Origin of the sequence: Salipiger sp. IMCC34102, assembly GCF_004145405.1 — a bacterium.
In the GTDB taxonomy this organism is placed as follows: domain Bacteria; phylum Pseudomonadota; class Alphaproteobacteria; order Rhodobacterales; family Rhodobacteraceae; genus Loktanella.
The window spans coordinates 139,584-158,710 of record NZ_SELQ01000005.1 but is presented as its reverse complement, the minus strand read 5'-3'; the positions used below and the strand labels follow the sequence as shown (position 1 = coordinate 158,710).

Below are 19,127 nucleotides of genomic sequence, written 5' to 3'. Positions count from 1 at the left end.
CCGAGTCTGCCTGCCCCCGCCGCCTGTCGCAATCGAAAACGACGCGGCGCCCCCCGCGACCGTTCGAAGCGATGTCGCCTGCCGGACCGGATCGCCCGCAGTTGCGATGCGGTGCCGTGGAGCGACAATCTCGCCCCGGTTGTCCCGAAGAACCCGGGTCGCAGCCGTCGTCTTTGTCGATCGGTCCGGCCGGCATCCTTTTCGCATTCCGAACCATGACGACCGGGGTGCGACAGGTCAGGCCGCCGCGATCTGATCGGCCAAGGACACGGTATCGCGCCCATCGGACTTCGAGCGATAGAGGGCGGCATCCGCTTTCTCGAAAAGCGCATCGAAGACGCAGCCCGATAGCGCGTCGCGTCGGTCGACGGTCACGCCCATCGAGATCGTCACCGCGATCTTTGTATCGGCCCCGCTGACGGCGAAGGGGCTGTCGCCGATCCGCCGCCGCATCCGGCCCGCGATCTCCAGCGCCTCCTCCACCGTGGTGTCGGGCAGGGCGATCAGAAACTCCTCCCCCCCGACGCGGGCGACCAGGTCGTCGGGCCGCGCGGCGGCGACCAGGCGCTCCGCCACGGCCCGCAGGACCTGGTCGCCCGCGGCATGGCCGTGACGGTCGTTGACGGATTTGAAATGGTCGATGTCGGCCAGGATGACCGCGTAGTCCATCCCGCTGTCCTGCGCGCGTTCGGCGATCCGTTCCAGGTGGGCCATCGCCGTGCGTCGGTTCGACAAGCCGGTCAGCGTGTCGCGCCCGGCTTCCGCCAGGTTGCGGTTCACCTGTTTCGTCAGCCGGTCGTGCATGTCCTTCACCTCGAGCAGGCGGCGGGCGCGGTGGCCCAGTTCCTGCTGATCGGTCTGCCCCACGATGACGTCGTAGGCGCCCAGGTCGAAGGCGAGTGCGGCGAGATCCTGCGATTCCGCGGACAACAGGACCAGCGTCGCCGCCCCGCGCGAACGTTCGCGCGCCCGCAGATCCGCCAGCCGGGCCGAAAGCTGCTGGCGATCCAGCGCGCCTTGCGTGGCATCCAGCACCACCAGATCGGGGGCCGGGCACGCCGGATCGTCGTCGGCGACGAAGAACAGCGGCACGCAGCGCACGCGCTGTCCCAGTCCCGCCTGCAGTGTCGCGGCCAATGTCGTCGCCACGTCGCCACGGTCGCTTTGCAGAAGGACGCAGGCGGGGGCGAACCGCGCCCGGCGGCTTTCGTGGAATCCCATGAACCGCAGCGTATCGGCCTGCAGATCGAGATCGCGCATGACCGTCGCGCGGCGCAGCAGGCTGCGGATGCGCGACATCATCAGCGCTTCCGGGACCGGATCGGGGATCACGTCCTCCGCCCCCAGGTCGAGGGCCGTGAACCGCGCGACGCTGGTGTCCGGCCCGCCCAGCATCAGGATCGGCAGGCTGCGCGTCGCAGCCTTCTTGCGCACCGAGGTGCACAGATCCTCGTAATCCGCTGTGTTGGCGGATGAGGCGAGGATGATCAGATCGGGCCGCCGTTTGTCCATCAGGTCATAGGCTTCCTTGCAGCTGTCGACGGCATCGACGTCGTAGCGGGCGGTCAGAAGCTTCACCCGCAGGATCGTACGGCGTGAATGGACTTCGTCGATGATCAGAATTCTGCTGGGCATGGCGTGGCCCTTCACTATTTGTTTCCCTATATTTTTAAGAGTTGACCCACATAACTTAAAAAAAGGTTCACACGCATGGGCGGCTTCGAGATGACGCCAGACCGGGCCGAGACACTGGCCTTGCAAGCCTTGGGGCACGTGGCCTCCGACCCGGATCTTGGCGCGGACTTCATGGGGGCCAACGGCCTCGATGCGCAGGATCTGCGGCGCGGTGCGCGCGACCCGGTGTTCCTGGCCTCGGTCCTGGATTTCCTGTGCCAGCGGGACGAGACGGTGATCGCCTTCTGCGATGCGCACGGCTGGCCCTACGATGCGCCGATGCAGGCGCGTTACGCGCTGCCGGGCGCGCAGGAAACGCATTGGACATGACGGACCTGGCAGGCCTGGTTTTCGACAAGGACGGCACGCTGTTCGATTTCAACGCGACCTGGGGCGCCTGGACCCGCCGGATGCTGGTCCGCGAATCGAACGGCGACCCGGGAATGGCGCACCGCCTGGCAGAGGCCCTGGGCTTCGACGCCGCGACCGAGCGGTTCCGCCCCGGCAGCGTGGTCATCGCCGAACCCGTGCACACCGTGGCCGATCGCATCATGGCGATCACCGGTGCCACCGACCGCGCCGCGCTGATCGCCCGCATGAACGCTCAGGCGGCCGAGGTGCCCCAGCGCCCGGCGGCCGATCTGCCGCGCCTTCTGGACCACTTGCGCGCCCGGGGGCTGACGCTCGGCCTTGCCACCAACGACGCCGAGGCGCCGGCCCGCGCCCATCTGCAGGCGGAGGGTATTACCGACCGGTTCGACTTCATAGCGGGGGCCGACAGCGGCCACGGCCACAAGCCGGGACCGGGGCAGCTGCTGGCCTTCCTCGATCGGACGGGCCTCGCGCCCGGGGCCTGTGCCATGATCGGTGACAGCACGCATGATCTTGAAGCGGGACGCGCGGCGGGGATGGTCTGTGTCGGTGTCCTGACGGGGCCTGCGCCGCGCGCGGAACTGACCCCCATGGCGGACGTCGTCCTGGACACGATCGCGGATCTTTTCGACTGGCTGGACGCGCGCACGGGATGACGCAAGCCTTCGGAGGGCTACCAAATCGCGCCTCGCCCTTTGCGCCCTGACGTGTTTGTGAACGCATTAAGGTTAACGTAACGAAACCTGTTGGACGGGGGCGACGTTTCTGGGTCATCGCAAGGCGGAAATGACCGCCCCGAAGAAAAGGAAATAGTAATGAACTTCAAGTCCAACATGACCGCCGCCGCCGCCGTTCTGGCCCTGTCCACCGGTGCGGCTTTCGCACAAGACAACCCGATGGTCGGTGGCGCCGAGATGATGCCCGACATGACCATCGTCGAGAACGCGTCCAACGCCGACAACCTGACCACGCTCGTCGCTGCCGTCGAGGCTGCCGGCCTGGTCGAGACGCTGTCCGGCGAAGGCCCCTTCACCGTGTTCGCCCCCACCAACGAAGCCTTCGAGGCGCTGGACCCCGCCCAGCTCGAGGCGCTTATGGCCCCCGAAGCCCAAGCCCAGCTGGCCGAGATCCTGACCTGCCACGTCGTGGCGGCGAACGCTGACTCGACCGCCATCGCCGGCATGATCGCCGACGACAACGGCGAGCACCCGGTCGAGACCGTCGGTGGTTGCACGCTGACCGCGATGCAGGACGGCGAGACCATCACGCTGACCGACGAGCGCGGCCAGGTGGCGACCGTGATCCAGGCCGACGTCATGCAGTCGAACGGTGTCGTGCACGTGATCGACACGGTGCTGCTGCCCGAGATGGCCGAAGCCGACATGGAAGCTGACATGGACGCCGACGCGGAAGCCGAAACCGACATGTAATCACGATCTTCGCAGGCGGTCCGCACCCCCACGGGCCCCGGTGAACAACGAAGCCCCCCGCGCATCACCTGCGCGGGGGGCTTTTGCGTTCTCGCGTTCCGATCTCTGAACGATCAGGCGCGCATGTTCCGGTAGGCCTTCCCCCGGTCGATCGCTTTACGGCGCCGGTCGGGGAGAGGCGCGAGCCGATCAGAACTCCGAGAGATAGGCCGTCAGGATCTTGCGGGCCGCCTCCAGGTCGCCGCGATGGATCATCTCTGTCACCGTGTGGATGTAGCGCGTGCCGACCACGATCCCGATCGCGCGCGCGCCCGCGGCAGCCTGTTGCGCGGCCGCCCCGTCCTGTCCGCCGGCGGCCAGCATCGTGCGCTGGTAGGGAATGCCCTCGCGGTCGGCCAGGGCGGCGAAGTCCTTAACCAACCGCGTGTCCGCGATGAAGGAACTGTCGCGCACGTGCAGTCCGAAGCCCTCGCCCTGCCGGGTCGTCGCAAGATGCTTGGCCACGCCGGGCGTGTCGACCGACAGGGTGGTGTCGATGCCGATCCCGATGTCGGGGCGGACGCGATAGGCGGCCGTCTTCGCCCCGCGCAGCCCGACCTCTTCCTGGCTGGTGAAGGCCACGTGAATCTCCGCCCCGCGGCCCTTGTCGCCGAGCGCCCGGATCGCCTCGATCCCGAGCCAGCAGGCGACGCGGTTGTCGAGCGCCTTGGAGACGATCTTGTCGCCCATCTCCAGCAGGGGCTCGTCCATCACCACGTAGTCGCCGATCTGGACGCGGTCCTTCACGGCCTTGCCGAGCCCGGTGTCGATGAAGAACTCGGCGATCTCGGGCACCTTCTTGCGATCCTCCTGGGAGGAGATGTGCACGGGCTTGCCCCCGGGGTTCATCACGCCCTTGAGATCACCGTCGTCCGTGCAGACCAGCACGCGGCGCGAAAAGAGGTTGCGCGGATCGAAGCCACCCACGGGCTGGACGTAAAGGAAGCCGTCCTCGTCGATATGGCTGACGAGAAAGCCGATCTCGTCCATGTGGCACAAAAGCATGATCCGCGGGGCATCCTCGGCGGTCGCGTCCCGGCGGCACAGCAGGCTGCCCATCGGGTCTGTCTCGACGTGGTCGAACAGACCCTCGATCTCGGTCTCGATCAGGGCGCGGACCCGGTCCTCGCGGCCGGGAACGCCGGGGGTTTCGCACAGCCGGCGCAGAAGGTCGATATTCATGGGGCAGGGCCTCTTTGGGAGAATTCGGCCGCACGCTAGGCCCTGGCGCGCGGCGCCGCAAGGTGGGCCGCCATAGGCCAAAAGGCGCGGATGGCGCACGAAAGCTGTGGACAACCCGTTCAGGGCGGTCCTTTTTTGCTTTACAGGGACTCCCCCTGCCGCCACGATATGTGGTGAGGACGTAACGGGAACAATACCCGTTCTAGAGCAGTCAACAAAGAGGGCCGGGCATGTACCCTGGGCCCCGCAGAAGGGTGAACACCGTGGCATTTGCAGAAAGCTTCGCGGACTTCGACGAAGTCCATCCGATCGACCTGGTCGAACACCTGGCCGAGCATCACGCCTGGGAATTCGACCGGACCCATGACGACCGCATCGCCATGGCGGTGGAAGGACAATGGCGCAACTACGCGCTGACCCTCGCCTGGTCGGACATGGACGAGACGCTGCAGCTGATCTGCACCTTCGAGATGGAACCGCCCGAGAAACGTCTGGGTGCGCTCTATGAGGCGCTCAATGCGATCAACGATCACGGGTGGGGCGGCAACTTCACCTGGTGGAACGATCAGCGGATGATGGTCTATCGCTACGGGCTGGTGCTGGCCGGCGATCAGGTCGCCACGCCAGAGCAGATCGACACGATGATCCACACCGCCGTCACCGCCTGCGAGCGTTACTATCCCGTCCTCCAACTCGTCACCTGGGCCGAACGTTCGCCCGAGGAGGCGCTCAAGATCGCCATGGCGGAAACCGTGGGCCGCGCCTGAGTTGGACCACGAAGTTTTGCGCCGCGCCTGTCGCGCGTCGCAGGCCATAGCGCGGGCCCGTGCGCAATGGCTCGCCTTGCTGCAGGTGGTGCGCCTTCGGGGCGGTTGTGACGTGAGTTTACTTGCCAGGTGAAGCCTAGGCGTGGCGCGCCGGTTCGGGCCGCGTGATCGGTTGAACCGGGGCAGGGCGCGGCCTAGCCTGTCCCGTGCGACGAAAAGGAGGTGCAGGGTGAATCTGGAAGAAGTTGCAGACCGCGGGTTGGTCCTGCTGGGATGCGGGCGCATGGGCTCTGCCCTGCTGGATGGCTGGCTGAAAGCGGGGCTTCCCGCAAGCTCCGTCTGGGTGCTGGACCCGGCCCCCGGCGACTGGTTGAGCGCGACCGGGGTGCAGGTGAACGCGGGCCTGCCTGAGGCCCCCGCCGTCGCCCTGGTGGCGGTGAAGCCGCAGATGATGGGAGAAGCCCTGCCCGCGATGCAATCCCTTGGCGGCGGTGCCACGCTTTTCGTCTCCGTCGCGGCGGGCACGCCGATCGCGCGGTTCGAGGCGGCTTTCGGCGCTCAAAGTCCCATCGTGCGCACGATGCCCAACACGCCCGCCGCCATCGGTCGCGGGATCAGCGCGCTCGTCGGCAACGCGGCGGCGACAGAGGCGCACCTTGCCTTGGCGGAGACGCTGATGGCGGCGGTCGGGCAGACCGTGCGGCTCGAAGACGAAGGCCAGATCGACGCGGTGACCGGCGTCTCCGGCTCGGGGCCGGCTTACGTCTTTCACCTGATAGAGACCCTGGCCGCCGCCGGCGTGGAACAGGGTCTCGACCCGGCCGTGGCGATGCAGCTTGCCAAGGCGACGGTCGGCGGGGCCGGGCAGCTGGCGGAAGACTCAAACGAGGACCCCGCCCAGCTGCGCCGCAACGTGACAAGCCCCAACGGGACCACCCAGGCCGCATTGGAGGTCCTGATGGACCAACAGACCGGCTTTCCGAAGCTGATCAGCCGCGCCGTCACTGCCGCTGCCGAGCGTGGCCGGGAGCTGTCCCGTGACGGATGAGATCGGCTTCGACGACTTCCTGAAGGTCGACGTGCGCGCAGGCACCGTCACCCGCGCCGAACCTTACCCGGAGGCGCGCAAACCCGCGATCAAGCTGTGGGTCGACTTCGGCGGCGAGATCGGGATCCGCAAGACCTCGGCCCAGATCACGGCGCATTACACGCCGCAGATGCTGGTGGGGATGCAGGTCATGGCGGTGGTCAACTTCCCGCCCCGCCAAATCGGCAAGTTCATGTCCGAGGTGCTCGTCCTCGGCTTTCCCGACGAGGCCGGCGAGGTCATCCTCGCCCGGCCGGACAAGACCATCCCGAACGGAGGGCGGCTGCATTGAAACGGCTTTTGCTGACCCGCGAATTCCCCGGTGCGCTGGATGTGGTCCGCGACCGCTTCGACGTGACCTTGCGCACCGACGAAGGACTCACGCCCGACGCCGCGCGCGATGCCATGGAAGAGTTCGACGCGATCATGTGCACCCTCGGCGATGCCTTCCCGGCGGAGGCCTTCCGGGACGATCTGCGCTGCGGGATGATCGCCAACTTCGGCGTGGGCTACAACCACATCGACGCCGAGGCCGCCCGCGCCGCGGGGATCACCGTGTCGAATACGCCCGGCGCCGTCACCGACGCCACCGCCGACATCGGGATGACCTTGATGCTGATGGCCGCCCGCCGCGCCAGCGAGGGCGAGCGCGTGGTCCGCTCCGGCGGCTGGACGGGATGGGGACCGGGCCAGTTCCTGGGCACGCATCTGACCGGCAAGCGGCTGGGGATCGTCGGCATGGGCCGGATCGGCCAGGCCGTCGCGCGCCGGGCGCACCATGGCTTCGGGATGCCGGTGATCTATCACAACCGCTCGCGCAAGCAGGTCGACGTTCCCTCCGCCCAGGTGGACGATCTGCACGGCCTGATGAGCCAGTCCGACGTGGTCGTGGTCACCGTCCCCGGCGGGGCCGAGACGCACCACCTGATCGACGCCGACGCCCTGGCGCGGCTTTCGGACGGGTCCGTCTTCGTCAATATCTCGCGCGGGGACGTGGTGGACGAGACGGCCTTGATCGCCGAACTCTCCACCGGGCGGATCCGCGCCGGCCTCGACGTCTACGAGAACGAGCCCGAGGTGCCGCAGGCGCTGCGCGACCTCGACAACGTGACCTTGCTGCCGCACCTGGGCACCGCCGCGCTCGAAGTGCGCGAGGCGATGGGCCGGATGGCGGCAGAGAACCTCCTGGCCTGGGCCGAGGGCGGGACGCCGCCCAACGCGGTCTGACCCGGCGGGCCGCGCGGACGTGGATCAGCGCGGGATCATCCGGCGGATCACCTGCCTGTCGCCCGCGATGAAGTGATGATAGCCCGCGCCTGCGATATGCAGCGCGATCAGCGCGATCAGCACCTTGCCCGTGGTCGCGTGGACCTGACCGATCCAGGCGGCCTTCAGTGCCCAGGCCAGCGCGCCGACGAAGGGCATGCCGATCAGGATCGCGTAGAACAGCCAGTGGGTGGCGCGGCTGGCCCACTGGACAAAGGGGGGCGCGCTGGCGGGGGGCGGGGGAATGTCGCTCGTCAGGCGGATCATCAGCCGCCAGAGCATCAGCACCGCGATGGTGGTCCCCAGCAGGGCGTGGATCACGGCGGCGGAATCCCAACTTGCATTGGCGGCTTCCATCCGGATGGCGAAGGCATGCCCCATGCCGCGGGCAAGGATCAGTTGCACCGCGACCAGCAGGGCGATGATCCAATGCAGCAGCTTGTGACGACGGCGATAGCGAAGGGTGTCCGACATGGCTTTCTTTCCCGAAGCGGTCAGCTGCGATCCTAGAGCAACCTGTCGGGCGCTGCATCCTCCATCGCGGCGCGCCAGTGTCGGCGGCAGAGCGAGACGTAGCGGTCGTTGCCGCCGACCTGCACCTGATCGCCCGCCTGCACCACCCGTCCGGACGCATCCTTGCGCACGACCATCGTCGCCTTGCGCCCGCAATGGCAGATCGTGCGCACCTCGCGCAGATCGTCGGCCAGCGCCAGCAACGTGGCCGAGCCGGGAAAGAGCTCGCCCCGGAAATCCACCCGCAGCCCGTAGCACATCACCGGAACGTCCAGGTCATCGACCACGTGGGCCAACTGCCAGACCTGCTCCGGCTCCAGGAACTGCGCCTCGTCGAGGAAGACGCAGGCGCAGGGGCCGTCCGCCAACCTCCGCTCGATGCGGGTGAAGAGGTTCTCGCCGGGCGCGAAGGTGTCGGCGGGGGCGCCGATGCCGATCCGGCTGGCGATCCGGCCCTGGCCGGCGCGGGTGTCGAGCCGGGCGGTCAGCAGGTAGGTCTGCATCCCGCGCTCGATGTAGTTGTGGCTGGCCTGCAGCAGCACGGTCGACTTGCCGGCGTTCATGGTCGAGTAGTTGAAATAGAGCTTGGCCATGGCCGCCGGGATAGCGCCCGTCCGTGTCCCATTGCAAGCGCATGTGATGCGGAACAAGGCCCCCACGGCCCGTGTTGGCCCGTGCAAAATCGAAAGGCACGAGAATGACCGACATTCCCAACAAGCAGTTTCACGACGGCCATGCGATCCCCGCCTTCGGCCTCGGGATCTGGCAGGTCGACAAGGCCGAATGCGCCCGCGTCGTCCGCGAGGCGATCGAGATGGGCTACCGGCACATCGACGGCGCCGCGGCCTACGGCAACGAAGAAGAGTTCGGCCAGGGCGTGGCGGACGCGGGCATCGCCCGTGACGACCTTTTCCTGACCTCCAAGGTCTGGAACGACGGCTTGGGCTACGACGAGACGCGCAAGTCCATCGACGAGAGCCTGCGAAAGATCGGCGTGGACCGCATGGACCTGATGCTGATCCACTGGCCCTTCCCGGCGCAGGACACCTACGTCGACGTCTGGAAGGCGTTGATCGACGCGCAGAAGGACGGGCAGACGACTTCGATCGGGGTGGCGAACTTCCACGAGCCGCACCTCGACCGCCTGAAGGAGGAAACCGGCGTCCTGCCGGTGCTCAACCAGATCGAGGTGAACCCCAAGATCCAGCAGCACGAGATGGCCCGCGTGAACGCCGCCCGCGACATCGTCACGCAAAGCTGGACGCCCCTGGGCAATGCCCGCTCCTTCGACGCGGACCCCATCAAGGCGGTGGCGGAACGGACCGGGAAATCCCCGGCGCAAGTGATCCTGCGCTGGCACCTGGATATCGGCAACGCGGTCATCAGCCGCTCGACCAACCCCGATCACCTCAAGGCCAACATGGAGATCTTCGACTTCGCGCTGACGCCGGACGAGATCGAGGCGATCAAGACGCTGGACGTCGGCGACCGCAGCGGTCCCGATCCCGACAGCTTCAACGGCAAGTAAGGCCGCGCGGGCGGGCCGTTCAGGCCCGCTCGACGATCACCGACCCGACCGAGTAGCCCGCCCCGAACGAGCAGATGATGCCCGTATCGCCGGGGGCCAGGTCGTCGGAATACTTCGAGAACGCGATGATCGACCCCGCCGAGGAGGTATTGGCGTAGTCCTGCAGGATGTTGGGCTGCTCCGCCTCGTCGGGCTCCCGTCCCATCACCTTGCGGCCGATGTAGGCGTTCATCGACTTGTTGGCCTGATGCAGCCAGAGGCGCTTGATGTCCTCCGCCGCCAGCCCTTCCTCGGCCATATGCGCGGCCATGTGGTCCGACACGAGCGGCAGCACTTCCTTGAAGACCTTTCGCCCGTTCTGCATGAATTGCATATCGCGGCGGTCCTCCTGCTGGTCGCGGGTGCGGCGCAGGAAGCCGTTGTTGTTGCGGATGTTGTTGGAATATTGCGTCGCGCACCGGGTCGACAGGATGCGGAAATGCGCGCCCTTCGCGTCGTCCGCCCGCTGCAGCACCGTCGCAGTGCAGACATCGCCGAAGATGAAATGGCAGTCCCGGTCGCGCCACTCGTGGTGGCCGGAGGTGATCTCGGGGTTCACGACCACCGCGCACCGCACCGAGCCGGCCGCGATCATGTCCGCCGCCGCCTGGATGCCGAAGGTGGCCGAGGAACAGGCCACGTTCATGTCGAAGGCGAAACCGCCCGCGCCGATCAGGTCCTGGATCTCGACCGCGACGGCGGGGTAGGGACGTTCCATGTTGGAGGCCGCGCAGATCACCAGATCGACGTCGGCCGCCGCGACCCCCGCCTGGGCCAGCGCCTTCCCGATGGCGTCCTGCGCCACTTCGGCCATCATCGACGGCGCGTCGTCGGCGCGCGCGCGAAAGCGCGGATACATGCGCGCGGGGTCCAGCACGCCCTCCTTGTCCATCACGAAGCGCCGCTCGATGCCGGAGGCCGCGACGATGAAATCCTCCGAGGAATGGGCCTTCGCCTCCTCTTCCCCCGCTTCGATCGCAGCGGCGTTCTCCGCGTTCCAGCGGTCGGCGTAGGCGTTGTAGGCGGTGACCAGTTCGGCGTTGGTTATGACGTCCGGGGCGGTGAAGACACCGGTTCCGGTGATGGCGGCGATATGCATGAAAATGTTCCTCGGTCTGGAGGCCGATCCTGCCGCCTGGGGCGCGATAAGTCCACCCGCGCAAGCGCTTTACAGTGCGGCGCACTTCGGGGCAGGTTTGGCGCAACCAAAAGCGGAGTGAGCGATGGCCCAGTGGTATTATGCCAACGCCGAGAGAGAGCACGGCCCCATCGACGAAAGCGAGTTTCCCGCCCTCGTCCGCTCGGGCGTGGTGACGCGCGACACGCTGGTCTGGACCAACCGCATGGCCGAGTGGGAGCCCGCGCATCGCCATGTCGAAGGGCTGACCCACGCCCGCCCCGCCGTCCCGCCCGCGGGGAACGATCTGCGCTACCCCGACACCGGGCGCAACTACCGCCGCGAAAGCGGGATGAAGGACGCCTTCGTGCAGTTCTTCCAGCGGTATCTCGATTTCAGCGGTCGCAGCAACCGGGGCGAGTTCTGGTGGTTCATCCTCGACAGCATCCTGGTGGGAGTTGCCCTGGGCATCCTCGACGTGATGCTCTTCGGCGAGGTGGGGGCAGAGATCGGCGTGCTGGGCAACATCTGGTCGCTGGTCATCTTCATTCCCAGCATCGCGCTGGCCGTGCGCCGCCTGCACGACATCGACAAGTCCGGTTGGTGGGCGCTGCTCATGCTGGTGCCGTTCATCGGATGGATCGTGCTGATCGTCTGGCACTGCCAAAAGCCCGACGACCACCCCAACCGCTTCGGCTGAGGATCAGCGAACGGGCACCGAGTAGAGCACGTAGCCCGGCACGCGCGCGACTTCCTGCCCGCCGGTGTCCAGCGCGAAGACGCCGAGGTTCTCCATCCCCGCCGGGCAGGCGACGAGGTCCGAGGCATCGCCCAGGAACTGGTTGGTATAGACATCCTCGCCGACCCTGCGGCACTGGTCGCCCTCGGCCCGATACCCCCCGCCGAACAGAGGAAGCTGGTAAGGCGTCGGGACCGCGCAGGCCGCCGCGAGCGCGAGGGGAAGTAGTCTGAGCATGACGGATCCTTTCGGTTGCATGGATCCTTCATAGCACGGATTGGCGGGGGGCCGTGAATCAGGCCGCGCGGGGGCGTGCTCTTGGGTCGCGTCGAGGGTTCAATGCATTCGCGCCAAGCGCGACGAAGCCGTTGGAACGAACCCGCAATTTGCTGACCCGCGGCCCCGCCCGTGATCGGCAAGAAAGGTCGACCGGACCTTTCGCCGGGCCATCGGCCCGGTCCGTCGATACCTCCGGTCCTGGGCTCCGCCCGTGATTTGCTCAATCCGTCCCCCGGACGGATTGCCGGGGCATCAGTTCAGGGCTCCGCCCGTGATTGCCACAAACGGTCCACCGGACCGTTTGCCAGCTACGCTGGACAGGCATGGCCTTGGGCCCTGGGCTCCGCCCGTGATTTGCGCAATCCGTCCCCCGGACGGATTGCCGGGCCATCGGCCCGGATCGCAAATCACCCCTGCAGGCTTCTGACGTCGATGGCGCCGTTGGCGCGTTCCTGCATCGCCATCACGGCGGCCTGGGCGGCGGCGGCGGTGGTGAAGTAGGGGATCTTGTCGTTCAGCGCGACGGCACGGATCTCGCGGCTGTCCTCGACCGCCTGCGCGCCTTCGGTGGTGTTCAGCACCAGTGCGATATGCCCGTCCTTGAGGCGGTCGACGATGGTCAGACCACCTTCGTAGACCTTGTTCACCACCTCGCAGGCGATGCCGTGGCCGTCGAGCCAGGCGGCGGTGCCGCGGGTCGCGACGATCTCCAGCCCGAGCGCCACCAGCCCGCGGGCGGCGGTCGCCATGGCGTCCGTCTTGTCGTCGTCACGGATGGAAACGAAGACCCGGCCTTCTTCCGGCAGATGCGTGCCGGCGCCCATCTGCGCCTTGAGGAAGGCGCGCGCGAAATTGCGGTCCCAGCCCATGACCTCCCCGGTGGAGCGCATCTCCGGCCCGAGGATCGTGTCGACGCCGGGAAAGCGGGCGAAGGGCAGGACGGCCTCCTTGACGCTGAACCAGGGCGTCTTGGGATCGGCCAGGGTGAAGGCATCGCCCAGCGGCAGGACGTCCATCGGGTTCTCGGTCTCGGGGTAGGGGGCGCGGTGCGGAAAGTTCGACAAGGGCTCCCCCGCCATCAGACGCGCGGCGATCGAGGCGATGGCAGAATCGGTGGCCTTGGCCACGAAGGGCACGGTGCGCGAGGCGCGGGGGTTCACCTCGATCAGATAGACCTCCTCGTCCTTCACCGCGAACTGGATGTTCATCAGGCCCACGACCCCCAGCTCCTTCGCCAGAAGCTCGGTCTGGCGGCGGATCTCGGCGATGATCGGCTCGGACAGGGAATAGGGCGGCAGCGAACAGGCGCTGTCGCCGGAATGGACGCCCGCCTCCTCGATGTGCTGCATGATGCCCGCGACATGGGTGGCCTCACCGTCGCACAGGCAGTCCACGTCGACCTCCACCGCGCCGGACAGGTAGCTGTCGAGCAGCACCGGGCTGTCGCCCGACACCACCACCGCATCGGAGATGTAGCGTTCCATCTGCGCCTGGTCGCGCACGATTTCCATCGCGCGGCCGCCCAGGACGTAGGACGGGCGGATGACCAGCGGAAATCCGATCTCGGCCGCGATCTCGAAGGCGCGCGCGTCGGTGGAGGCGATGCCGTTCACCGGCTGCTTCAACCCCAGCCGGTTCACGAGGTCCTGGAACCGCTCGCGGTCCTCGGCAAGGTCGATCGCGTCGGGCGAGGTGCCCAGGATCGGGATGCCGGCGGCCTCCAGGTCGTTGGCCAGCTTCAGCGGGGTCTGACCGCCGAACTGGACGATGACGCCGTGCAGGGTGCCGTTCTCCTGTTCGACGCGCAGGATCTCCATCACGTGCTCGAAGGTCAGCGGCTCGAAATAGAGGCGGTCCGAGGTGTCGTAGTCGGTCGAGACCGTCTCGGGGTTGCAGTTGATCATGATCGTCTCGTAGCCCTGCTCGGTCAGGGCGAAACAGGCGTGACAGCAGCAATAATCGAACTCGATCCCCTGGCCGATCCGGTTGGGGCCGCCGCCGAGGATCACGACCTTCTTGCGGTCCGACGGGCGTGCCTCGTCCTCGACCTCGCCCATCATCGGGGCCTCGTAGGTCGAATACATGTAAGGCGTCTGCGCCTCGAACTCGGCCGCACAGGTGTCGATGCGCTTGAAGACGGCGGTGACGCCTTCGCGGGTGCGCGACAGGCGCACCTCCGCCTCCGACTGGCCTGACAGCGTGGCGAGACGCGCATCGGTGAAGCCCATCATCTTGAGCTTGCGCAGGCCCGTGGCGTCGGTCGGAAGGCCGCCGTCGATGACGGCCTGTTCCGCGTCCACGATCTCGCGGATCCGGGAAAGGAACCAGGGGTCGAACTTCGTCACCGCCTGGATGTCGTCATCGGACAGCCCATGGCGCATCGCCTGGGCGATGATCCGCAGCCGGTCTGGGGTCTGGCGGGCCAGCGCCTTGGTGATCGCCGCGGCGTCCGGTGCGCCGGGGATGTCGATGTCGTCGAATCCGGTCAGCCCGGTTTCGAGCGAAGCCAGCGCCTTTTGCAGGGATTCGTGGATCGTGCGACCGATGGCCATGGCCTCGCCCACGGATTTCATCGCCGTGGTCAGCAGCGGCTCCGCGCCCTGGAACTTCTCGAAGGCGAAGCGCGGGATCTTGGTGACGACGTAGTCGATGGAGGGCTCGAAGGACGCGGGCGTGACCCCGGTGATGTCGTTGTCCAATTCGTCCAGCGTATAGCCCACGGCCAGCTTCGCCGCGATCTTGGCGATGGGGAAGCCGGTGGCTTTCGACGCCAGCGCCGAAGAGCGGGACACGCGCGGGTTCATCTCGATCACCACCATGCGGCCGTCGTCGGGGTTCACGGCCCATTGCACGTTGGAGCCGCCGGTCTCAACCCCGATCTCGCGCAGCACGTTGATGCTGTGCGTGCGCATGATCTGGTATTCCTTGTCCGTCAGCGTCAGCGCGGGCGCCACGGTGATGCTGTCGCCGGTGTGCACGCCCATCGGGTCCACGTTCTCGATGGCGCAGACGATGATCGCGTTGTCGGCGGTGTCGCGCACCACCTCCATCTCGAATTCCTTCCAGCCAAGAAGCGATTCGTCGATCAGGATCTGTCCGGCGGGAGAGGCTTCCATCCCGGTCCGGCAATAGTATTCGTACTGGTCGCGGTTGTAGGCCACGCCGCCACCGGTGCCGCCCAGCGTATAGGCGGGACGGATGATCGCGGGGAGCCCGACGTATTCGATGGCCTCGATCGCCCGTTGCAGGCCCGCCTTGATGTCGAACTTGCCGTTCGGTCCCTTGGGGGCGGTGACGATGGTGGCCTTGGGGTTCTCGATCCCCAGCCGATCCATCGCCTCGCGGAAGAGCTTGCGGTCCTCGGCCATCTCGATCGCGGCGCGCTTCGCACCGATCAGCTCGACCCCGTATTCGTTGAGCACGCCCATGTCGGCCAGCGCCAGAGCGGTGTTCAGACCCGTCTGGCCGCCCATGGTCGGCAAGAGCGCGTCGGGGCGTTCCTTGGCGATGATCTTGGCCACGATATCGGGCGTGATCGGCTCGATGTAGGTGGCATCCGCCAGACCGGGATCGGTCATGATCGTCGCGGGGTTGGAATTAACCAGGATCACCCGGTAGCCTTCCTCGCGCAGGGCCTTGCAGGCCTGAGCGCCGGAATAGTCGAACTCGCAGGCCTGGCCGATGACGATGGGGCCCGCCCCGATGATCATGATGGACTGGATATCGTCGCGCTTCGGCATCGAAAGGCTCCCCGTGGGTGGTCGCAAATTGTCCGCGTTATAGAAGGGCCGGGGGCGGGTGCAAGGGTTGGTCTTCGGCTTTCGGCAGACCGAGCGCCGATGCCTCCGGCGGGGGGTGAGCGCCGTCCCCGGAATTCGTCCAGTGAACGAATTCGGGCGCGAACGGGCAGAGCGCTGACCCGGCCTGGCAAAGGAAGGGGGCGCGCGCTTGACTTATGGAGGCGCGCGGGGTGTATCGGGGCGATTGTTTCATGCCGCACCCCGGAGGCCCCCATGCACGCCTATCGCTCCCACACCTGCGCCGACCTGACCGCCGCCAATGTCGGCGACACCGTGCGCCTGTCGGGCTGGGTCCACCGCGTGCGCGACCACGGGGGCATCCTGTTCATCGACCTGCGGGACACCTACGGCGTGACGCAGGTGCTGTGCGATCCTGACTCCTCCGCCTTTGCCGAGGTCGAGCGGGTCCGCGCCGAATGGTGCATCCGCATCGACGGCGAGGTGAAGGCCCGCGACCCCGAACTGGTGAACCCGAAGCTGCCCACCGGAGAGATCGAAGTCTTCGTCCGCGGCATCGAGGTGCTGGGCCAGTCGAAAGAGCTGCCGCTGCAGGTCTTCGGCGATCAGGACTACCCCGAGGAGACGCGGCTGAAGTATCGCTACCTCGACCTGCGGCGCGAGGCGATGCAGGCCAACATGAAGCTGCGCTCCGACGTGGTGCGCTCCATGCGGCAGCGGATGTGGGACCAGGGCTTCCGCGAGTTCCAGACGCCGATCATCACCGCCTCCAGCCCCGAAGGCGCGCGCGATTTTCTCGTGCCCTCGCGCCTGCACCCGGGCAAGTTCTACGCGCTGCCGCAGGCGCCGCAGCAGTTCAAGCAGCTGATCATGGTGTCGGGCTACGACAAGTATTTTCAGATCGCACCCTGTTTCCGCGACGAGGACCCGCGCGCCGACCGCTCGCCCACGGACTTCTACCAGCTCGACATGGAGATGTCCTTCGTCGAGCAGCAGGACGTCTTCGACGCGATCCAGCCCGTGATCGCGGGCGTCTTCGAGGAGTTCGGCGGTGGCCGCACCGTCGACCAGACGTGGGAGCAGATCAGCTACCGCGACGCGGCCCTGTGGTACGGCACCGACAAGCCCGACCTGCGCAACCCGATCAAGATGCAGGTCGTCTCGGACCACTTCCGCGACTCCGGCTTCGCAATTTTCGCCAAGCTGCTGGAGCAGGAGGGCACGGAGGTGCGCGCCATCCCCGCCCCGGGCGGCGGAAGCCGCAAGTTCTGCGACCGGATGAACGCCTTCGCCCAGAAAGAGGGCCTGCCGGGGATGGGCTACATCTTCTGGCGCGATCAGGGCGAGGGGATGGAAGCCGCCGGGCCGCTGGCCAAGAACATCGGACCCGAGCGCACCGAGGCGATCCGCGAGCAGCTGGGCCTCGGCGTGGGCGACGCGGCCTTCTTCCTCGGCGGCAAGCCCGACGCCTTCGAAGGCGTCGCGGGCCGCGCGCGGACCGAGATCGGGCGCGAGCTGGGGCTCATCGACGAGGACCGCTTCGCCTTCGCCTGGATCGTGGACTTCCCGATCTACGAGCGCGACGAGGAGACCGGCAAGATCGACTTCGAGCATAACCCCTTTTCCATGCCGCAGGGCGGGATGGCGGCGCTCGACGGCGACCCGCTTCAGGTGCTGGGCTACCAGTACGACCTCGCCTGCAACGGCTACGAGCTGGTGTCGGGCGCGATCCGGAATCACCGGCCCGAGATCATGTTCAAGGCCTTCGAGATCGCGGGCTACGGACGCGAAGAGGTCGAGAAGCGCTTCGGCGGCATGGTCAATGCCTTCCAGTACGGCGCGCCGCCGCACGGGGGCTGTGCCGCGGGCATCGACCGGATCGTCATGCTGCTGGCGGACGAGGCGAACATCCGCGAGGTCATCATGTTCCCGATGAACCAGCGCGCCGAGGACCTGATGATGGGCGCGCCGTCCGAGCCGCTGAACGAGCAGTTGCGCGAATTGCGCCTGCGCGTCCTGCCGCCCGAAAGCTGACATGGACCGGATGGACGAAACCCGTCCCGTGATCGACCCCGATGACGGGACGGTTCTGGCCATTCGCACCATCGCCATGCCGGGCGACACGAACCCCGCGGGCGACATCTTCGGCGGCTGGCTGATGAGCCAGATGGACCTTGCCGCCGGAAACATGGCCGGCCGCGTGGCCAAGGGGCGGGCGGCCACCGTTTCGGTCGACGCGATGACGTTCCACCGCCCCGTGAAGGTCGGCGACGAGGTCACGCTCTTCGCGCGGCTGATGCACCGGGGCCGGACCTCCATGCGGATCCACGTGGAAGCCTGGGCGCGGGATCGTCACGGCGACAGTGCGCACCAGGTGACGGCGGCGGATTTCACCTTCGTGGCCCTCGATGCATCCGGGGCCAAGCGTCCCCTGCCACCCGCCGATTGAACAAATGGCGCCCGCGTTGGTTGATCACGGTCTCAACCGGAGGAAACCGATGCGCAAATTGTTGAAGTATCTCGCCTTGTGGAAAGTCTTCCAGCGGTTCCGCCGCTCGCGTCGCGGACCGAATTGACATGAAAAAAGGGCGCATCCCCGCGGGGATGCGCCCTTTTTTGAACTATCGCGTCAGCTGCGCGCGATGAGATTCTTTTCGTAAAGGAACACCTGCGCGCCCACGGGCACGCGGGGATAGAGGTCGATCACCTGCTCGTTGGTCAGGCGCGCGCAGCCGTTCGAGACGTCGGTGCGGATCGTCGACGGCTTGTTGGTGCCGTGGATGCGCAAAAAGGTGTCGCCCACGCCCGGCTGGAACAGGTAGAGCGCGCGGGCGCCCAGCGGGTTCTCGGGCCCGCCCGGCATGCCGTCGGCGTATTGCGCGTAGGAATCGGGGTCCCGCTCGATCATGTCCTGCGTCGGCGTCCAGCTGGGCCATTCCTTCTTGGCGCCCACGTTGAACTCTCCGCTTTCGTAAAGCGCATCGCGGCCGACGCCGACGAAGTAGCGGATCGCCTGCGCGTCCGGCAGCGTCCAGTAGAGCGAGTAAACATCCGGCACGACGTGGATTTCACCCGGCGGCAGAGGGTTGTCGAGGCTGACCAGCTTGGGCGACAGATCGAAGGCGGGTTCTTCCACCTCTTCCTGCGCGCGCAGGACGGTGGGGAGGGTCAGCCCTCCAAGCCCCAAAGCGGTCGATGTCAGAAACTGGCGGCGGTCGATCATCTGCGATTCCTCTTGCAAGTCAATTCGACTATTTGCCGTTTTTAGGCGGTTTTTCAACCATTGCCACGCCCCGACGGCGATGTTGCGCCATGATAACCTCATGTTGAGCACGGG

The 19,127-nt window shown here is 67.0% G+C and carries 19 protein-coding genes; 11 read left to right on the top strand and 8 right to left on the bottom strand.

Annotated elements, in window-relative coordinates; genetic code table 11:
- Positions 1-237: 237 nt before the first annotated feature.
- Positions 238-1,635 (bottom strand): diguanylate cyclase, encoded by a 1,398-nt coding sequence (locus tag EU805_RS12135; protein ID WP_129764243.1) that lies wholly within the window; start codon positions 1,633-1,635, stop codon positions 238-240.
- Positions 1,636-1,710: 75 nt separating this feature from the next.
- On the opposite strand from EU805_RS12135, the gene EU805_RS12130 reads away from it, so the two are divergent.
- From EU805_RS12130 to EU805_RS12120, 3 genes are all read left to right on the top strand, one after another.
- Positions 1,711-2,004, top strand: coding sequence for a DUF3572 domain-containing protein (locus EU805_RS12130; RefSeq protein WP_242494140.1), 294 nt, complete (start codon positions 1,711-1,713; stop codon positions 2,002-2,004).
- Positions 2,001-2,702, top strand: coding sequence for an HAD family hydrolase (locus EU805_RS12125; protein WP_129764242.1), 702 nt, complete (start codon positions 2,001-2,003; stop codon positions 2,700-2,702). Before EU805_RS12130 ends, EU805_RS12125 begins: the two co-directional genes overlap by 4 nt.
- Before the next feature lie 159 nt (positions 2,703-2,861).
- A complete protein-coding gene (locus EU805_RS12120) occupies positions 2,862-3,476 on the top strand; it encodes a fasciclin domain-containing protein (RefSeq protein WP_129764241.1) in 615 nt (204 codons plus the stop codon).
- Positions 3,477-3,665: 189 nt separating this feature from the next.
- Here the strand turns inward: EU805_RS12120 and EU805_RS12115 are convergent, their stop codons facing one another.
- Positions 3,666-4,697, bottom strand: coding sequence for a M42 family metallopeptidase (locus EU805_RS12115; protein WP_129764240.1), 1,032 nt, complete (start codon positions 4,695-4,697; stop codon positions 3,666-3,668).
- Between the two features lie 263 nt (positions 4,698-4,960).
- Between EU805_RS12115 and EU805_RS12110 the strand changes: the two genes are divergently transcribed.
- The 4 genes from EU805_RS12110 (at position 4,961) to EU805_RS12095 (ending at position 7,778) form a co-directional block, all read left to right on the top strand.
- Entirely contained in the window at positions 4,961-5,464 is a 504-nt protein-coding gene (locus tag EU805_RS12110; protein WP_129764239.1) for a YbjN domain-containing protein, read from the top strand.
- Positions 5,465-5,693: 229 nt separating this feature from the next.
- Positions 5,694-6,512: a pyrroline-5-carboxylate reductase gene (proC, locus tag EU805_RS12105; RefSeq protein WP_129764238.1), complete on the top strand. Its 819-nt coding sequence runs from the start codon at positions 5,694-5,696 to the stop codon at positions 6,510-6,512.
- Complete coding sequence (locus EU805_RS12100; RefSeq protein ID WP_129764237.1) at positions 6,502-6,843, top strand: tRNA-binding protein; 342 nt, start codon at positions 6,502-6,504, stop codon at positions 6,841-6,843. Before proC ends, EU805_RS12100 begins: the two co-directional genes overlap by 11 nt.
- Positions 6,840-7,778 (top strand): D-glycerate dehydrogenase, encoded by a 939-nt coding sequence (locus EU805_RS12095; protein ID WP_129764236.1) that lies wholly within the window; start codon positions 6,840-6,842, stop codon positions 7,776-7,778. The genes EU805_RS12100 and EU805_RS12095 overlap by 4 nt, the downstream gene beginning before the upstream one ends.
- Before the next feature lie 24 nt (positions 7,779-7,802).
- Here the strand turns inward: EU805_RS12095 and EU805_RS12090 are convergent, their stop codons facing one another.
- Positions 7,803-8,291 (bottom strand): cytochrome b, encoded by a 489-nt coding sequence (locus EU805_RS12090; protein ID WP_129764235.1) that lies wholly within the window; start codon positions 8,289-8,291, stop codon positions 7,803-7,805.
- Positions 8,292-8,323: 32 nt separating this feature from the next.
- Positions 8,324-8,923, bottom strand: a complete 600-nt coding sequence (locus EU805_RS12085) for a thymidine kinase (RefSeq protein ID WP_129764234.1) — start codon at positions 8,921-8,923, stop codon at positions 8,324-8,326.
- A 104-nt stretch (positions 8,924-9,027) separates the two neighbouring features.
- Here EU805_RS12085 and EU805_RS12080 point away from each other — a divergent pair, with 104 nt between their 5' ends.
- Positions 9,028-9,858 carry an aldo/keto reductase gene (locus tag EU805_RS12080; protein WP_129764233.1) on the top strand — a complete coding sequence of 277 codons (831 nt, stop codon included), beginning with the start codon at positions 9,028-9,030 and terminating at the stop codon, positions 9,856-9,858.
- Positions 9,859-9,877: 19 nt separating this feature from the next.
- Here the strand turns inward: EU805_RS12080 and EU805_RS12075 are convergent, their stop codons facing one another.
- Positions 9,878-10,996: a beta-ketoacyl-ACP synthase III gene (locus EU805_RS12075; protein WP_129764232.1), complete on the bottom strand. Its 1,119-nt coding sequence runs from the start codon at positions 10,994-10,996 to the stop codon at positions 9,878-9,880.
- Positions 10,997-11,120: 124 nt separating this feature from the next.
- Here EU805_RS12075 and EU805_RS12070 point away from each other — a divergent pair, with 124 nt between their 5' ends.
- Positions 11,121-11,714, top strand: a complete 594-nt coding sequence (locus tag EU805_RS12070; protein WP_129764231.1) for a DUF805 domain-containing protein — start codon at positions 11,121-11,123, stop codon at positions 11,712-11,714.
- Positions 11,715-11,717: 3 nt separating this feature from the next.
- Here EU805_RS12070 and EU805_RS12065 read toward each other — a convergent pair whose 3' ends face one another.
- Positions 11,718-11,990, bottom strand: coding sequence for a hypothetical protein (locus tag EU805_RS12065; protein ID WP_242494139.1), 273 nt, complete (start codon positions 11,988-11,990; stop codon positions 11,718-11,720).
- A 449-nt stretch (positions 11,991-12,439) separates the two neighbouring features.
- Positions 12,440-15,772, bottom strand: coding sequence for a carbamoyl-phosphate synthase large subunit (gene carB, locus EU805_RS12060; protein WP_129764229.1), 3,333 nt, complete (start codon positions 15,770-15,772; stop codon positions 12,440-12,442).
- 273 nt (positions 15,773-16,045) lie between these two features.
- On the opposite strand from carB, the gene aspS reads away from it, so the two are divergent.
- Positions 16,046-17,824 carry an aspartate--tRNA ligase gene (gene aspS, locus EU805_RS12055; RefSeq protein WP_129764228.1) on the top strand — a complete coding sequence of 593 codons (1,779 nt, stop codon included), beginning with the start codon at positions 16,046-16,048 and terminating at the stop codon, positions 17,822-17,824.
- Between the two features lies 1 nt (position 17,825).
- Positions 17,826-18,239: an acyl-CoA thioesterase gene (locus EU805_RS12050; RefSeq protein ID WP_242494138.1), complete on the top strand. Its 414-nt coding sequence runs from the start codon at positions 17,826-17,828 to the stop codon at positions 18,237-18,239.
- A 180-nt stretch (positions 18,240-18,419) separates the two neighbouring features.
- Here EU805_RS12050 and EU805_RS12045 read toward each other — a convergent pair whose 3' ends face one another.
- A complete protein-coding gene (locus tag EU805_RS12045) occupies positions 18,420-19,013 on the bottom strand; it encodes a L,D-transpeptidase (protein WP_129764227.1) in 594 nt (197 codons plus the stop codon).
- Between the last annotated feature and the right edge of the window lie 114 nt (positions 19,014-19,127).

Bases quoted from the DNA above. Each gene is read 5' to 3' on its own strand.
- EU805_RS12125 (WP_129764242.1), top strand. From the start codon at position 2,001: ATGACGGACCTGGCAGGCCTGGTTTTCGACAAGGACGGCACGCTGTTC.
- EU805_RS12130 (WP_242494140.1), top strand. From the start codon at position 1,711: ATGGGCGGCTTCGAGATGACGCCAGACCGGGCCGAGACACTGGCCTTG.
- EU805_RS12115 (WP_129764240.1), bottom strand. From the start codon at position 4,697: ATGAATATCGACCTTCTGCGCCGGCTGTGCGAAACCCCCGGCGTTCCC.
- EU805_RS12065 (WP_242494139.1), bottom strand. From the start codon at position 11,990: ATGCTCAGACTACTTCCCCTCGCGCTCGCGGCGGCCTGCGCGGTCCCG.
- EU805_RS12085 (WP_129764234.1), bottom strand. From the start codon at position 8,923: ATGGCCAAGCTCTATTTCAACTACTCGACCATGAACGCCGGCAAGTCG.
- EU805_RS12075 (WP_129764232.1), bottom strand. From the start codon at position 10,996: ATGCATATCGCCGCCATCACCGGAACCGGTGTCTTCACCGCCCCGGAC.
- EU805_RS12120 (WP_129764241.1), top strand. From the start codon at position 2,862: ATGAACTTCAAGTCCAACATGACCGCCGCCGCCGCCGTTCTGGCCCTG.
- EU805_RS12135 (WP_129764243.1), bottom strand. From the start codon at position 1,635: ATGCCCAGCAGAATTCTGATCATCGACGAAGTCCATTCACGCCGTACG.
- aspS (WP_129764228.1), top strand. From the start codon at position 16,046: ATGCACGCCTATCGCTCCCACACCTGCGCCGACCTGACCGCCGCCAAT.
- EU805_RS12050 (WP_242494138.1), top strand. From the start codon at position 17,826: ATGGACCGGATGGACGAAACCCGTCCCGTGATCGACCCCGATGACGGG.
- carB (WP_129764229.1), bottom strand. From the start codon at position 15,772: ATGCCGAAGCGCGACGATATCCAGTCCATCATGATCATCGGGGCGGGC.
- EU805_RS12080 (WP_129764233.1), top strand. From the start codon at position 9,028: ATGACCGACATTCCCAACAAGCAGTTTCACGACGGCCATGCGATCCCC.
- EU805_RS12070 (WP_129764231.1), top strand. From the start codon at position 11,121: ATGGCCCAGTGGTATTATGCCAACGCCGAGAGAGAGCACGGCCCCATC.
- EU805_RS12045 (WP_129764227.1), bottom strand. From the start codon at position 19,013: ATGATCGACCGCCGCCAGTTTCTGACATCGACCGCTTTGGGGCTTGGA.
- EU805_RS12090 (WP_129764235.1), bottom strand. From the start codon at position 8,291: ATGTCGGACACCCTTCGCTATCGCCGTCGTCACAAGCTGCTGCATTGG.